The following is a 14,518-nucleotide window of genomic DNA, read 5'->3' as shown; positions in this document are numbered from 1 at the left end:
AGTTTGGTTTCGCGAAAAATCACCATGGTTGATCCAAAATCCAGTGAACTGAATCCCAGGGCCACAATCAAGAGATTGATCTGGCTGACCCGTCGATAGTTATGCAACGAGTCACATACTGCGCCCAACAAACTGACAGTTTAGACAGCGCGACCGCCCATTTTGGCCATTTCGCCACGTGAACTTGTCATTTGCGCATTGCATTGGCCCGATTTTTAAGCCCTATTACCGCACCAACACCAACCATATCTGGACTGCCCGTGACAGACACCGCTCCCGTCATTGAGATCAAGAACCTCCACAAAAGCTTTGGCAATCTCGAGGTTCTCAAAGGTGTCGACATCACAGCCCATCGCGGCGACGTCGTTTCGCTGATTGGCTCGTCCGGATCTGGAAAATCCACCCTTCTGCGCTGCTGCAACCTGTTGGAAGACAGCCAAGAGGGTGAGATCCTGTTCAAGGGCGAACCCGTGCAATGGTCCGGCAGCCAGCATCATCGCCGCCCCGCTGATCCCAAGCAGGTGCTGCGAATCCGCACCAACCTGTCGATGGTGTTCCAGCAGTTCAACCTTTGGGCCCATATGACCATCCTGCAAAACGTGATGGAGGCTCCGGTAACCGTTCTGGGCCGCGACCGGGCCGAGGTTGAGGATAGCGCGCGCAAATATCTGGAAAAGGTCGGCATCGGTGACAAGTGTGACGTCTATCCGGCACAACTATCGGGTGGTCAGCAACAGCGCGCCGCAATCGCGCGCGGGCTGTGTATGGAACCGCAGGCACTGCTGTTTGACGAACCGACCTCGGCGCTTGACCCTGAGCTGGAACAGGAAGTGATCAAGGTGATCAAGGACCTGGCCGCCGAAGGGCGCACCATGATCATCGTGACCCACGATATGAAAATGGCCGCCGATATCTCCAGCCACGTCGTGTTCCTGCATCAAGGCCTGATCGAAGAAGAAGGCACACCCGAAGACATTTTCGCCGCCCCTGAATCCGAAAGACTCCGGGGCTTTCTCTCCGCCACACAGGCGGCTTAACCAACGGACAGAACCAATAAGGGGAGTTACAATGAAAAACCTGATTCTGACCACTGCAGCACTGGCGCTGACCGCCGGTATCGCCATGGCCGACACCGTTCGCATGGGCACCGAGGGCGCCTACCCTCCGTACAACTTCATCAATGACGCGGGTGAAATCGACGGCTTCGAGCGTGAAGTTGGCGACGAGCTGTGCAAGCGCGCCGGTCTGGAATGCGAATGGGTCAAGAACGACTGGGATTCGATCATTCCGAACCTGGTCTCGGGCAACTACGACACCATCATCGCGGGCATGTCGATCACGGACGAGCGTGATGAGGTCATCGACTTCACTCAAGACTACTATCCTCCCACCGCTTCAGCATACGTTGCGACTTCTGATGCGGCAGATGTGACAGGCGGTATTGTTGCGGCGCAAACTGCCACAATCCAGGCTGGCCACGTTGCCGAATCCGGCGCAACCCTTGTCGAGTTTGCAACCCCCGAAGAAACCATCGCAGCCGTTCGCAACGGCGAAGCCGATGCAGTTCTGGCAGACCGCGATTATCTGGTCCCGTTGGTCGAGGAATCGGGCGGTGAGCTGGTGTTTGTCGGGGATCCGGTTCCACTGGGCGGTGGCGTCGGCATGGGCCTGCGTGAAAGCGACGGTGAGCTGCGCGGCAAGTTCGACGAAGCCATCACCTCGATGAAAGCCGATGGTACACTGAACGAAATGCTAACCAAGTGGTTCGGTGAAGGAACCGCCACATACGGTGCTGACGGTTCAGTCGTCACCAACTAATTCCTAACATATCCCGGTCCGGTGCCTCAGCGCCGGGCCGAGACGCTGGCTTTGCCGGTAAAGACGTTCGAAAGACGCCACATGTTCTCCTACTGCGCTGATCCTGACACGCTGGGCACGTTCCGCTGGTTCTCGTGCTATCTGACCAATGGCGTCCACTGGTCGTTTTACCTGTCTTTCCTCAAGGTGCTGGGCCTGCTGGCCGTCACCGCGCCCGTCGCGCTAGGCTTTGGTTTTGCCGGAGCTATGGCCGCCCGGTCGCATTTCCCGCCGCTTAGCTGGCTGGGCAAAGCCTATATCGCCATCGTGCGCGGCGTGCCTGACATTGCCTTCTTCCTGTTCTTTGTCATTGCTCTGGATCAGGGGTTCGAATGGCTGCGCCACAAGGTGCTCTGCCCCGATTGGACCGAACCGGTTCGGCAAGGCAATGACTTCCTCGTCTGTCAGGCTGCCAAACTGCCGTTGGGCACAGCGCCAGAATGGGTGCATGAAACCTATGGCTTCTTCCTTGCGGTGATAACATTCTCCATCGTTTTTGGTGCCTTCGCGGCCAACGTCCTGTTCGGAGGCATGCGTGCCGTGCCCCACGCCCAGTTGGAAACAGCGGCGGCTTATGGCATGACCCGCCGCCAAACGTTCTGGCGCATCCTCGTGCCGCAAATGTGGGTTTACGCCCTGCCCGGCCTGTCGAACCTGTGGATGGTGCTGATCAAGGCTACGCCCCTGCTTTTCCTGCTGGGCATCGAGGACATCGTCTACTGGGCGCGTGAACTGGGCGGCACCAAGACATCACGTTTCACCGACTACCCCCATGGTGACTGGCGCATGTGGTACTTCCTCGCCCTGCTGATCTTTTACCTCGGCATGACCCGCGTGTCCGAGATCGGGCTTGAGAAACTGATGCGCCGCCTGTCCCACGGTCAGGCCACATCGGGCGGAGAGCTTCTGCGCAAGGAGACCACCGCATGAGCTGCATCCAGACCATTCAGGATTACGGCCTCCGTTCGCTGGGCTTCGGCGAGCGCCTGTTGCCCAAAACCGATTTCACACTGTGCGAGCACTTCACGCTGATCGGCTCGGGCATGATCTGGAATATCTATTTCGGGATCATGGCGATGGTCACGGGATTCTTCCTCGCCACCGCGCTCGCCGTCGGCAAAGCCTCGTCGAACAAATGGCTGCGCAAACCGTCCGAGTGGTTCATCTTCCTGTTCCGCGGCTCGCCGCTATTCATCCAGTTCTTCTTTGCCTATTTCTTCTTCCTGTCGCTGAAGAAGCCCTATCCGATGTTCGACGCCTTCACCTCGGCCTGGCTAGGGGCGCTGATCGTGCTGTTCCTGAACACCTCCGCCTATTCGGGTGAGATCTTCTATGGCGCGCTGCGTTCAATCCCCAAAGGCGATATTGAGGCGGCGGATGCCTATGGCATGTCCGGCTGGTCGCGGTTCCGCCGCATCATCTGGCCCACCATGCTGCGGCTGGCCTGGCCCGCCTATACGAACGAGGCGATCTTTGTCTTCCAATCCACCACGCTAGTCTTCTTCTCGGCCTTCCCGGCATGGCAACAACGCGGAGACGCGCTGTATTACGCCAGCTACTTCGCGGACAAGACGTTCAACCCGTTCATCCCCTACCCGATTCTGGCGTTCTATTTCATCCTGCTAACGCTGGTCATCGTTTGGGGCTTCGGAAGGGTCAACAAACGCCTGAACCGCCACCTGCCTGCCGAGCGGAAAGCCAAGATGCGCTTCCGACTAAACCTGGCGCGCTAAGCCCACTCCACCGGGTTCAGTCGGAACAGTTTCGAAAGCTGCTCATAGACCTCAGGCACCTCGTGCTTCAGTGCTTTCGGGCGTTCAAAAAACACCTCGACTGAGACGGCAAAGAACTCTTCATGCCCGGTCGCGCCATACGGATCGATGACAGTCCGCCGCCCGCTTTCAACCGCATGGACATGCGCGTCATAGGCGGTCAGGAACACCTTTTCCCATTCGGCGAATGTCTGCCCTTCACTCAGGATCGGTACGCCATTTGTGCCCCCGGACAGATCATCGATCTGATGCGCAAATTCATGCAGCACCACGTTCTGCCCGTCCCGGTCGTTCAGCGCGCCCTGCTGGCTGTGCGCCCATGACAAAATGACCGGCCCGCGATCCCAGCTTTCCCCGGTCCGCACGATCTCTTTCTCTGACACAACATAGCCCGAGCGCCGCTGCTGCTTTGACTTGAATGCATTTGGATAGATCAGGATGGTCGTCAGGTTGTCATACCAAATGTCACTGTTGATCACGAGCAAACAGGCCTGCGCCGCGATTGACAGCTCCATCTCCTCGGTCACTTCCAACCCATCGCAGCCGTAGAAATCCACCTGATCCAGAAACAGGTTCACCTTGCCATCCAAGTGGCTGCGCAACCCGTCAGGCAGCCGCCGGATGATAGGGACCTGCTGTTCGATAATGTCCCGTTGATGCGTCGTCAGTGGGGTCGCCAATAGCGCAGCACGCGCCTGTCTCTTGGACCAGACGTAATAGCCGACCCCGCCTGCGATCAGTAACACGATGGTAAGAAAGATGAACATACAGGTGACTATAGGCATCCCCGCGACAGGCACAATCTACTGACTGAGAGTTGTACAACTCGGAAGAAAACAGGTTTGGACCCTGTACAAGTCAGATGATTTCCAGCTCAAGTCACTGTCCAAATTGCAGTGTGTGAAAATTTGATCAAATTTAGTGACAATGCCCAAAACCTGTTCTACACCTCTCGTGACAAGACCACGGAGCCCCAAATGGACCTGAGCGCCCTGCACACATTTCGCGTCGCCGCCTGTGACCTGAACGGCCAAATGCGCGGCAAACGCGTGCCGCCATCCTATGCCACGAAGCTGGATAAAGGGGCGGTGCGAATGCCGTTCTCGGCGCTGAATGTCGATCTGTGGGGGGCAGATATCGATGGCAGTCCGCTGGTTTTTGAAAGCGGTGATGCCGATGGTGCCTTGCGCCCGACAGGGCGCGGCCCCGTCCCGATGCCCTGGCTTGAAACGGCCACCGCATTGGTGCCCATGTGCCTCTATCACGACGATGGAACACCCTTTGCAGGTGATCCCCGCCACGCGCTGTCGGCGATTTTGGACCGCTATGCCCAGCGAAGTTGGTCCGTCATCGCTGCCACCGAGCTAGAGTTCACTCTGCTCGACGCCTCAGGCGATCAGCCGCAGCCTCCGATCAACCCCGTCACCGGTCGCAGGCTTCAGGACGAGGCCGTCTTGTCGATGGCTGAAATGGATGCGTTTGATGCGTTCTTTACCGATCTCTATGATGGTTGTGCTGCGATGGGCATTCCCGCCCAAACCGCCATATCAGAAAGTGGTATCGGTCAGTTCGAGATCAATCTGAACCATCAGGACGCTTTGCGCTGCGCCGATGATACGTGGCTTTTCAAAGGCTTGACGCGTGGCCTTGCCCGTAGACACGGGTTCACGGCAACCTTCATGGCCAAGCCTTACGCCGAGGATGCGGGCAATGGGATGCATGTGCATTTTTCAGTCGTCGATGCAAAAGGTCAAAATGTCTTCGACAACGGCGGGCATGAGGGCACCGAGATACTACGCTCTGCCGTTGCAGGATGTCTGGCCGCAATGCCCGGATCGACCCTGATATTCGCACCACACGGCAATTCTTACACGCGGCTCGTCCCCGGTGCGCATGCTCCAACCGGGGCCAGTTGGGCCTATGAAAACCGCACCGCCGCCTTGCGCATTCCGGGCGGAGCACCTGCCGCCCGGCGGATCGAACATCGCGTCGCCGGGGGTGATATCAACCCCTATCTGATGCTGGCCGCAGTCCTGGGGGCAGCCCTGATCGGGATCGAAGACGACATGCAACCCCCCGCCCCGATATCTGGGAATGCCTATGAAGTTACCAACCTTCCGCAACTCGCCCCTGACTGGCCGTCGGCCATTTCCGCGTTTGAGACCGACCCCTTGGTTGCGCGCATCTTTCCCGCCGATCTGATCCGCAACATGGCGATGACAAAACGGCAGGAAATTGCGCGTTTCGCCGATCGTCCGCCCGAGGACCACTGGCTCAGCTATCTCGAGAGCGTATGAGCCCCTTGCCCGCCTCGCTCAGCCCCGCTAGAGTAAATTTGATCAAATTTGGTGAATCATGAAAATCGGCATCCTAGTAACCGGCCACCCACCCGATGAATTGCATGATCAATTTGGGGAATATGATGGCATGTTTCGCGCATTACTGGGCGGAAATGGGTTTGAGTTTCAGACGTATAACGTGGTCGATGGCGAGTTCCCTAAAGATGCGCTTCAAGCAGATGGGTGGGTCATCACGGGTTCACGTCATGGTGCTTATGAGGATCATCCTTGGATACCGCCGCTTGAACAGTTGATCCGGGATATTCAAAGAACTGGAAATCCGTTGATCGGGGTGTGCTTTGGCCATCAGATCATCGCGCAAGCCCTTGGTGGAAAAGTAGAAAAGTTCAAAGGCGGCTGGGCCGTTGGACGTACGGAATACAGCGTTGGCGATCAGACCGTTACGCTGAACGCATGGCATCAGGATCAAGTGACCAAGCTGCCGGAAGGCGCTGAGGTTACCGGTACGAATGACTTTTGCCAAAACGCCATGGTCAGTTATGGCGATACGATCTGGACCGTGCAGGCCCATCCCGAATATGGAAACGACTTCATTCAAGGCTTGATGGAAACCCGAGGCAAAGGCGTTGTACCCGATTCACTGATGCAGGCCGCTGCGAACCGGCAGAATGCCCCGGATGACAATGCCAAGATCGGCCGCTACATGGCTGATTTTCTCAAGAAAGCGAGGGCCTGATGGCCGACTGGACAGAACAACTGCCACAGGCAGCACGCAGCTATTTCGACGGAAAGCGACTGGATGAGGTTGAATGCATCATCTCGGACCTGCCCGGCATCGCCCGTGGCAAGGCGGTTCCAGCGTCGAAGTTTGCCAAACAATCCTATTTTCACCTGCCCGACAGCATTTTCTACCAGACCATCACCGGAGACTGGGGAGAGGCTGCGGGTGAGGACGGCTTTATCGAACGCGATATGATCCTGAAGCCGGATTTTTCGACCGCATCCGCCGCCCCTTGGACGGGCGACTGGACGCTGCAGGTCATCCACGATGCGTTCGACCGGGACGGAGAGCCGATCCCCTTCAGCCCGCGCAATGTGCTGAAGCGCGTTGTGAAGATGTACCATGACAAAGGCTGGAAACCGGTTGTCGCACCCGAGATGGAATTTTTTCTGGTCGCCCCCAATGTGGATCCAGCGCAAGGAATCAAACCCATGATGGGCCGTTCGGGCCGCCCAGCAGCGGCACGGCAGGCCTATTCCATGACTGCGGTTGACGAATTTGGTCCGGTGATCGACGACATCTACGACTTTGCCGAACATCAGGGCTTCGAGATCGACGGGATCACCCAGGAAGGCGGTGCCGGGCAACTTGAAATCAATCTGCGTCATGGCGATCCGGTAAAGCTGGCGGATGAAGTGTTCTACTTCAAGCGCCTGATCCGCGAAGCGGCCCTACGGCACAATTGTTTTGCCACTTTCATGGCCAAACCGATTGAGGATGAGCCCGGCTCGGCCATGCATATCCATCACTCGATCATCGAAATGGAGACGGGCCAGAACATATTCTCGGGCCCGCAAGGCGGAGAAACGGATGCGTTTTATCACTTCATCGCCGGGCTGCAGAACCATCTGCCCGCCGGGCTGGCGGTGATGGCGCCCTATGTGAACTCGTATCGCCGCTATGTGAAAGACCACGCCGCACCGATCAATCTGGAATGGGCGCGGGACAACCGCACCACGGGCATCCGCGTGCCATTGTCCGGCCCCGAAGCGCGCAGGGTTGAAAACCGCATCGCGGGGATGGACTGCAACCCGTATCTGGGCATCGCGCTTTCGCTAGCCTGCGGCTATCTGGGCCTGATCGAACAAGAACGACCACGTCGGCAGTTCTATGGCGATGCCTACGAAGGCGAAGGTGACATCCCGCAAGTCATGGGCAACGCACTGGATTTGTTCGACGAAGCCACAGCGCTGCACAAGGTGCTGGGCCCGGAATTTGCCCGTGTCTTTAGCATCGTCAAGCGCGCAGAGTACGAAGAATTCCTGCAGGTTATTTCTCCGTGGGAGCGTGAGCATCTGCTGATGAATGTCTAAGGCGTCGACGCAATGAACCTGCTGTATTCCAATGACCGCAAGGCGGAGTTCCCGCCCAGTTGGTACGCCGCAACGGCACATCCGTTCGATCGCTTTCCTGCGCTTGAGGGCGAGCAAACGGCGGACGTTTGTATCGTTGGAGGTGGCTACACAGGGCTTTCGGCTGCTTTGCATTTGGCTGAGGCCGGGTTCGATGTTGTTCTGCTGGAAGCCCATCGCGCGGGCTTTGGCGCATCCGGGCGCAATGGCGGGCAATTGGGCAGCGCGCAACGTTTGGATCAGGAAGATCTTGAGCGGCTTGTGGGTGACGCGGATGCGTCAAAGCTGTGGGATCTGGCCGAGGATGCCAAGGATCTGGTCAAATCGCTGATCACAAAGCACCAGATCGATTGTGATCTCAAACCCGGTATTGCGGTTCTGGGGTTCAATGATTCCGAGCGGGCTGAGTTGCACGATCACGCTTCGCATCTATCGGGCAGATATAACTACGATCAAATTGAACCTCTGGGTGCCGAAGCCGCGCGCAAACTTTGCCCTTCACCCGCTTATGCGGGAGGATATTTAGATAACGGAGCGGCACATCTGCATCCGCTGAACTACGCACTCGGTCTTGCGCGCGCCGCCGTCAAGGCTGGGCTGAGGCTGTTTGAAGGCACCGAAGTTCTTGGTATTGATCAGGGTTCTCGCGTCACAGTACGCACGGACAAAGGCAATGTGACTGCAGATCACGTCATTCTGGCCTGCAATGGCTATCTGGGTGATCTGAACCGACAGGTTGCATCGCGCGTGATGCCCATCAACAACTTCATCGCGGCGACAGAACCTTTGGGCGAGGAGACTCAGAACGTCTTGGCCAAGGACATTGCGGTTGCGGATACGAAGTTCGTGGTGAACTATTTCCGGCTCAGCGCGGATGGCAGGCTGCTGTTTGGTGGCGGCGAGAGCTATGGCTATCGCTTCCCCCAAGACATTGCCGCGAAAGTCCGCAAACCGATGACCGAGATCTTCCCGCATTTGCGCGACGTGAAAATCGACTATGCTTGGGGTGGCACGCTGGGTATTACCATGCGGCGCATGCCGTATTTGACCCGGCTGGCTCCGAACATTCTGTCCGCCTCGGGCTATTCCGGACACGGTGTTGGCACTGCGACCCATGCGGGGCAATTGATGGCACTGGCAATTCAGGGCCAGTCCGAGGGGTTTAACACCATGGCTCGCGTGCCTGCCCTGCCTTTTCCGGGCGGTCCTGCGTTACGGTCACCGCTGTTGGTGCTGGCCATGACCTGGTACGCGATGCGCGACCGGCTTGGCGTCTGAGCACGTCCTTTACGACATTTTGGTGAAATCTCGCCGACTTAGCGAAATGGGACTTGGCTTGCCAGCGCTTTGAATTTATATTTCCCAAAGATAAAATTCGGGAAATCCAAATATGACGCTTGTACCCAACGTTCATGAAGCCGAACCCATCCCCGCAGCCGCAAGAGACGCCATTGATGCCCTGATGCAATCAGGCGATCTGTTTCGATATACCGCACCGCAGGATGCGCCTGTCGCCCTGCTGGAATCCGAGTTCGCCGAATTGCTTGGCACGAAATACGCGCTGGCGGTTTCGTCCTGTTCTGCCGCCCTGTTTCTATCGCTCAAGGCGCTGGGTTTACCCCGCGATGCGCGGGTTCTGATTCCCGGATTTACCTTTGCAGCCGTCCCCTCATCCATCGTGCACGCAGATTGCATCCCGGTTCTGGGTGAAGTTGGCGAAAACTATCGTGTCGACGTGGTCGATTTCGCGGCCAAGCTGGACAGCGTTCAGGCTGTGATCATCAGCCATATGCGCGGCCACACCTCGGATATGGACGCGATCATGGAGCTATGTATCGCGCGCGACATTCCGGTGATCGAGGACGCCGCACACTCGCTAGGCACAACTTGGCATGGTCGCAATATTGGCACCATTGGCAAAGTAGGCTGCTTTTCGTTCCAGTCCTACAAGATGATCAATGCGGGCGAAGGCGGCATTCTGGTCAGCGACGACGCTGATCTTGTGGCACGCGCGGTGATCATGTCGGGTGCTTACGAGCATAATTGGAAAAAGCACACAGGCTCGCCCGAGCTTGAGCAGGCCTTTGCCAAATGGCAAAACCAATTGCCGTTGTATAACCTGCGGATGAGCAATCTGAGCGCGGCCGTTATCCGCCCGCAGATACCCGAACTTGCGCGCCGTGCGCGTGACGGGTTGGCAAACCATGACTATGTAGCCGAACGCTTGAACACGTCGCCTTATATCGATGTCCCGGCGCCTCTGGCACCTGAACAGCGGGCACCGGATTCAATTCAGTTCAATCTGGTGGACCTCAGCGACGATGAAATCCGCGCCTTTGCTGAGGCGTCTGAGGCGCGCGGCGTCAAGGTTCAGGTCTTTGGCTTAAGTCAGGATAATGCACGGGCCTTCTGGAACTGGCAGTTCCTGCCCGAGAGATTCGAGTTGCCTCAAACACGCGCGATGCTGATGAGAGCCTGCGATGTACGTCTACCCGTTCGCCTGACGCGTGAAGAGCTGGACGTGATCACCGACATCCTGCTGGCATCTGTTGGCGAGGTTGTCGGGCCAATGCCGGTTTATGGGACCTGACGCAGCAAGACATCCGCATCAAACTGCTGGGTAGACAAAAACAGCGCATCAATGCCTTCGGGGGTTGGTGCGATGCGCGACAATATTCCGGCGACAGCGGGTCCGGCTTCGGTCTGCACCAGAAACGGAGCACCGGAATCTCCCATCATGACCGGGCAAATGGTGTGCATTAAGCCTTGCCCTGCTGGTTCGGATGCGCATGTATCAGTTCGGCTCAGCACATGAGGTCGCAGACCCGCATAGCCCGCGAACCAACCAGTCTGCGGAACCGCCTTGTAAATATCCAGATAACCAACCTGTTCACCAATTGGGTCAGCCAATTCCAAAACGGCCCAATCAAGATCGGCGCGGTTGTTGAACGTGCCTTCGGTCCGTTGTTCTGAATCCAAATAATAGGCGGCAACCGGTGATGCAGCAGAGGCTTCACCGCGATGATAACCCGCTGCAAAGCGGATACTTGACGGCGGGATCCAGGTGTTACGGGCAGAGTTGTAAAGACAATGCGCAGCGGTCAGTACCAGACGTTCCGATACCAGCACGCCAGTGCAGTGCGAGCGCTGGCTACGACTGGCAAAATTAACGCGCCCAATGGCGCGCCATGGCTCTGCGGACGCATCCAGAATTTCGCGGGCGCGAATATCATCGCAGCCTTCGGCGGTATCCTGACCCATGGTACAAATCGGCTCCCACACCGATTTGAACTGGCCCTGAGCGAGCGTTGTTTGGGCCCAGATCATCGCGCATAGCACAGCCAGCCAGCGCATGGCTCGGGTTAGCTCAGCTTCGAAAGCTTTTGCTGCAGCTCGGCGAGTTGCTTCTTGATGTCATCCAGATCCTCTTTGGGTTCTGATGTCGCCTGAACCTCTTCATCGCCGCCGGACCAATTTCCGGCCAATCCACCGGTCATGGCTTTGAGGAACGCTTTTTGCTGCGCTTGCATCGCCTCGAACCCCGGCATCTGCGACATCGGGTTCATGGCGTTCATGTTCTCCATCATCTTGGTTTGGCTTTCGCGCAGCATTTCGAACGAGCTTTGCAGGAATTGCGGCATCATACCTCCGCCCGGCACCATGTAGCTGCGCACCAGATCATTCAGCACGTTGATAGGCAGCACATTTTCACCGCGGCTTTCATGTTCGGCTATGATTTGAAGCAGATATTGACGGGTCAGATCATCACCGGTTTTCAGATCAATGATCTGAACTTCGCGCCCTTCGCGGATAAACCCGGCGATATCTTCAAGCGTCACGTAATCGCTGGTCTCGGTGTTATACAGCCGACGGCTGGCATAGCGCTTGATCAGCAGCGGTTTATCTTGTTCTGGCACCCTGTACCCTCCCCAAGGATGATGCATTGCAGCAGAGGTTATGCGACTGCAGAACAAAAAGAAAGGGCAGGTCAAAAGACCTGCCCCAGCGATTGCACCATTTGGGAGGAATGGGTGCTAATTCGCAGTCTTATCTTACTTGGTGGTTGCTGCTTTCTTTGCGGCAGCGGTCACCTCGTTGGTGGCCTTTTTGACTGCTGCGGTTGCATCTTCTGCAGCGTCTTTGCCAGCCGCCATCAGCAGCTCAACAGTTTCGGTCTGAACTTTTTTCGCGATTTCTGCGAACGCAGCCATGTTTTCAGCAGCAACTTCAGCAGACGCGCTTGCGAAGTCGGTTGCGGCTTTTGCGTAATCCGCAGGCTCGGTTTTTGCTTTCGACATCTCGGTCAGTTTGGCCAGAGTTTCTTTGGTCCATTTGTTCGAGATTTCAGCCGATTTCTCAGCTGCGTCCAGAGCAACACCCGACAGCTTTTCGTTCAGCGAAGCGGTCGATTTGAATGCATCTTCCAGAGCGGTTGTGTCAACCGGGAACGCGCCCATCATGTCTTTCAGGGTCGCGGTAAAGTCTTGGGTCTTTGCCATTGTCCTAAATCCTTCTAGCCGTTCCGGGCCCACCCCGGTTCTCATCAGCTTGAAGATAATATGATTGCTGCATCGCAGCATTGCAAGTTTTTTCTTGCTGCAGCGCAGAAAAATTTCAGTTTCAGAATGAAATCAGCGGTTTGCCTTGACCAAAACATAGGTCCCCGGTGCTGGACACAGGCGCGGATGATCCGAATCGCCGGTATCTCGGGCAGGAACCTGCTTGCCTGACCGCTTTTTCAACCATGCCTCCCACATCGGCCACCATGACCCTTCGTGGAAGTCGGCCTCGTTCAGCCAGGTATCGGCATCTGACTTGAGATCAGGATTGGTGTAATGGCCGTATTTCTTCTTGCTGGGTGGATTTACGATACCCGCGATATGGCCGGATTCTGAGACCACGAAGGTCTTTTTCTTCGAACCCATCTGCTGCACACCGCGATAGCAATCCTTCCAGGCGGCGATATGGTCCGTCTCGCAGGTGATGGCCATCAAAGGCACGTCCACATCCTTGATATGGAGCTTATGCCCCATCAGTTCGAACCCGTCGGCGACAAAATCATTGCTCTGGCACAGACCGCGCAGATATTGAATTGCCATCCTGCCAGGCAGGTTGGCCCCGTCTCCATTCCAGAACAGCAGATCGAAGGCTGGCGGTGTTTCACCCATCATGTAGCTGCGGATCGCAGGGGTATAAATCAGATCCCTTGAACGCAGGAAAGACATCGTGCGCCCGATGATCCACGCCTTTAGAATGCCGTCTTTCGAGACCTGCTCTTCAATCCCGTCAACAAAATCATTCTGAAGGAAGGGCGTAAACTCGCCCTGCTCTCCAAAGTCTGTCAGGGTCGTAAAGAACGTGGCGGATTTGACAGATTTGTCGCCACGTTGCTTCAACAGTGATAGCGTAAGACTAAGCGTCGTACCCGCAATGCAATAGCCCACCGCATTGACCTGTTTGACCTTGCAGATCTTCTTGGCCTCTTCGATGGCAGTCAGGAACCCTTCCTGAATGTAATCCTCCATCCCGATATCGGCATGCGAGCTGTCCGCATTCACCCAACTGACCACAAACAAGGTGTAACCCTGCTCGGTGACCCATTTGATCAGGCTATTCTGGGCCTTCAGGTCCAATATGTAGAACTTGTTAATCCAGGGCGGGAACAGAACAATCGGTGTTTCGTGCACCGTTTCAGTCACCGGCTTGTATTGGATCAGTTCCATCATCCGGTTGCGATAAACAACGTCACCGGGTGTTGTCGCGATATTCCCGCCGATCTCAAAGGCGCTTTCGTCGGCCAGCCGAACAACCATTTCGCCGTCATTTGCCTCAAGGTCTGCCACCAGGTTCTCAAGCCCCTTGATCAGTGACTGACCCTCGGTCTCGATTGCCTTTTCCAGTGCATCCGGGTTGGTCGCCAGGAAGTTGGTCGGCGCCATCATGTCAATGATCTGTTGCGAGAAGTACTGAAGGCGCTGCTTGTCCTTGGCATCTATGTCATCAACCGATGCGACAGCTTGCGAGATTGCTTCGGCGTTGGTCTGGTATTGCTGACGGATAAGGCGAAAATAGGGGTTGGAGTCCCACATCGGATTGGAAAACCGCTTGTCCTTGATCGTGGACTCAGGCTGCTCATCTTCACCAGAGGTCAGCGCCTTCTGCGCTTCGGCAAAGTTGAGAACTGACTTCCCCCAATATTCGATTTGTTGTTCCAACAGCTTTGTCGGGTTCTGCCAGGCCTCAGCCCAATAGGCAGTTGCTGCTTTTGCGAAAAGCTCTTGATTCGGACCGTCTAAAGCGGGGGTATGCGAGGACTTGCTCGCCATGATTTCGACCAGCCGTCTGGACAGGTCTTCGACCCTGCCCATATTTTCTTTAATTTTTTCAATATTTTCTTCAGTCAATTTAGGTGCTTGGCCGTCGGTAGTTGTCATTTTAACAATATCCCCGTAATCT

The 14,518-nt window shown here is 56.4% G+C and carries 14 protein-coding genes; 9 read left to right on the top strand and 5 right to left on the bottom strand.

Annotation, left to right across the window (positions count from 1 at the left end; all coding sequences use genetic code 11):
* Window positions 1-260: 260 nt before the first annotated feature.
* From ACR0B3_RS00745 to ACR0B3_RS00730, 4 genes are all read left to right on the top strand, one after another.
* Complete coding sequence (locus ACR0B3_RS00745; RefSeq protein ID WP_480807438.1) at window positions 261-1,037, top strand: ABC transporter ATP-binding protein; 777 nt, start codon at window positions 261-263, stop codon at window positions 1,035-1,037.
* A 31-nt stretch (window positions 1,038-1,068) separates the two neighbouring features.
* A complete protein-coding gene (locus ACR0B3_RS00740; RefSeq protein WP_480807437.1) occupies window positions 1,069-1,818 on the top strand; it encodes a transporter substrate-binding domain-containing protein in 750 nt (249 codons plus the stop codon).
* A gap of 81 nt (window positions 1,819-1,899) precedes the next feature.
* The gene (locus ACR0B3_RS00735; protein WP_480807436.1) at window positions 1,900-2,787 is read left to right on the top strand and encodes an ABC transporter permease; all 888 of its coding nucleotides are present in this window, start codon (window positions 1,900-1,902) and stop codon (window positions 2,785-2,787) included.
* The gene (locus ACR0B3_RS00730; RefSeq protein ID WP_480807435.1) at window positions 2,784-3,590 is read left to right on the top strand and encodes an ABC transporter permease; all 807 of its coding nucleotides are present in this window, start codon (window positions 2,784-2,786) and stop codon (window positions 3,588-3,590) included. The genes ACR0B3_RS00735 and ACR0B3_RS00730 overlap by 4 nt, the downstream gene beginning before the upstream one ends.
* Here the strand turns inward: ACR0B3_RS00730 and ACR0B3_RS00725 are convergent.
* Window positions 3,587-4,396 (bottom strand): M90 family metallopeptidase, encoded by an 810-nt coding sequence (locus tag ACR0B3_RS00725; protein WP_480807434.1) that lies wholly within the window; start codon window positions 4,394-4,396, stop codon window positions 3,587-3,589. The genes ACR0B3_RS00730 and ACR0B3_RS00725 overlap by 4 nt on opposite strands.
* A gap of 210 nt (window positions 4,397-4,606) precedes the next feature.
* On the opposite strand from ACR0B3_RS00725, the gene ACR0B3_RS00720 reads away from it, so the two are divergent.
* From ACR0B3_RS00720 to ACR0B3_RS00700, 5 genes are all read left to right on the top strand, one after another.
* Window positions 4,607-5,926: a glutamine synthetase family protein gene (locus tag ACR0B3_RS00720; protein ID WP_480807433.1), complete on the top strand. Its 1,320-nt coding sequence runs from the start codon at window positions 4,607-4,609 to the stop codon at window positions 5,924-5,926.
* A 58-nt stretch (window positions 5,927-5,984) separates the two neighbouring features.
* Entirely contained in the window at window positions 5,985-6,665 is a 681-nt protein-coding gene (locus ACR0B3_RS00715; protein ID WP_480807432.1) for a type 1 glutamine amidotransferase, read from the top strand.
* Window positions 6,665-8,023, top strand: coding sequence for a glutamine synthetase family protein (locus ACR0B3_RS00710; protein WP_480807431.1), 1,359 nt, complete (start codon window positions 6,665-6,667; stop codon window positions 8,021-8,023). Before ACR0B3_RS00715 ends, ACR0B3_RS00710 begins: the two co-directional genes overlap by 1 nt.
* A 12-nt stretch (window positions 8,024-8,035) precedes the next feature.
* Window positions 8,036-9,340: an NAD(P)/FAD-dependent oxidoreductase gene (locus ACR0B3_RS00705; RefSeq protein ID WP_480807430.1), complete on the top strand. Its 1,305-nt coding sequence runs from the start codon at window positions 8,036-8,038 to the stop codon at window positions 9,338-9,340.
* Between the two features lie 112 nt (window positions 9,341-9,452).
* Window positions 9,453-10,652 carry a DegT/DnrJ/EryC1/StrS family aminotransferase gene (locus ACR0B3_RS00700; protein ID WP_480807429.1) on the top strand — a complete coding sequence of 400 codons (1,200 nt, stop codon included), beginning with the start codon at window positions 9,453-9,455 and terminating at the stop codon, window positions 10,650-10,652.
* Here ACR0B3_RS00700 and ACR0B3_RS00695 read toward each other — a convergent pair.
* The 4 genes from ACR0B3_RS00695 to ACR0B3_RS00680 all read right to left on the bottom strand — a co-directional run bounded on the left by ACR0B3_RS00695 (window position 10,640) and on the right by ACR0B3_RS00680 (window position 14,496).
* Window positions 10,640-11,416 (bottom strand): trypsin-like serine peptidase, encoded by a 777-nt coding sequence (locus ACR0B3_RS00695; protein ID WP_480807428.1) that lies wholly within the window; start codon window positions 11,414-11,416, stop codon window positions 10,640-10,642. The genes ACR0B3_RS00700 and ACR0B3_RS00695 overlap by 13 nt on opposite strands.
* Before the next feature lie 8 nt (window positions 11,417-11,424).
* The gene (phaR, locus tag ACR0B3_RS00690) at window positions 11,425-11,979 is read right to left on the bottom strand and encodes a polyhydroxyalkanoate synthesis repressor PhaR (protein WP_170719922.1); all 555 of its coding nucleotides are present in this window, start codon (window positions 11,977-11,979) and stop codon (window positions 11,425-11,427) included.
* 135 nt (window positions 11,980-12,114) lie between these two features.
* A complete protein-coding gene (locus tag ACR0B3_RS00685) occupies window positions 12,115-12,561 on the bottom strand; it encodes a phasin family protein (protein ID WP_039536858.1) in 447 nt (148 codons plus the stop codon).
* Between the two features lie 132 nt (window positions 12,562-12,693).
* Entirely contained in the window at window positions 12,694-14,496 is a 1,803-nt protein-coding gene (locus ACR0B3_RS00680) for a PHA/PHB synthase family protein (protein ID WP_480807427.1), read from the bottom strand.
* Window positions 14,497-14,518: the final 22 nt, after the last annotated feature.

This window comes from Ruegeria sp. CE9 (genome assembly GCF_056537425.1).
The sequence above is the reverse complement of the archived record's forward strand: the minus strand, read 5'-3'. Positions and strand labels throughout refer to the sequence as shown.

Coding starts and splice junctions, on each gene's coding strand:
- ACR0B3_RS00735 (WP_480807436.1), top strand. CDS start 1,900: ATGTTCTCCTACTGCGCTGATCCTGACACGCTGGGCACGTTCCGCTGG.
- ACR0B3_RS00720 (WP_480807433.1), top strand. CDS start 4,607: ATGGACCTGAGCGCCCTGCACACATTTCGCGTCGCCGCCTGTGACCTG.
- ACR0B3_RS00695 (WP_480807428.1), bottom strand. CDS start 11,416: ATGCGCTGGCTGGCTGTGCTATGCGCGATGATCTGGGCCCAAACAACG.
- ACR0B3_RS00740 (WP_480807437.1), top strand. CDS start 1,069: ATGAAAAACCTGATTCTGACCACTGCAGCACTGGCGCTGACCGCCGGT.
- ACR0B3_RS00680 (WP_480807427.1), bottom strand. CDS start 14,496: ATGACAACTACCGACGGCCAAGCACCTAAATTGACTGAAGAAAATATT.
- ACR0B3_RS00685 (WP_039536858.1), bottom strand. CDS start 12,561: ATGGCAAAGACCCAAGACTTTACCGCGACCCTGAAAGACATGATGGGC.
- ACR0B3_RS00705 (WP_480807430.1), top strand. CDS start 8,036: ATGAACCTGCTGTATTCCAATGACCGCAAGGCGGAGTTCCCGCCCAGT.
- ACR0B3_RS00725 (WP_480807434.1), bottom strand. CDS start 4,396: ATGTTCATCTTTCTTACCATCGTGTTACTGATCGCAGGCGGGGTCGGC.
- ACR0B3_RS00710 (WP_480807431.1), top strand. CDS start 6,665: ATGGCCGACTGGACAGAACAACTGCCACAGGCAGCACGCAGCTATTTC.
- ACR0B3_RS00715 (WP_480807432.1), top strand. CDS start 5,985: ATGAAAATCGGCATCCTAGTAACCGGCCACCCACCCGATGAATTGCAT.
- ACR0B3_RS00700 (WP_480807429.1), top strand. CDS start 9,453: ATGACGCTTGTACCCAACGTTCATGAAGCCGAACCCATCCCCGCAGCC.
- ACR0B3_RS00730 (WP_480807435.1), top strand. CDS start 2,784: ATGAGCTGCATCCAGACCATTCAGGATTACGGCCTCCGTTCGCTGGGC.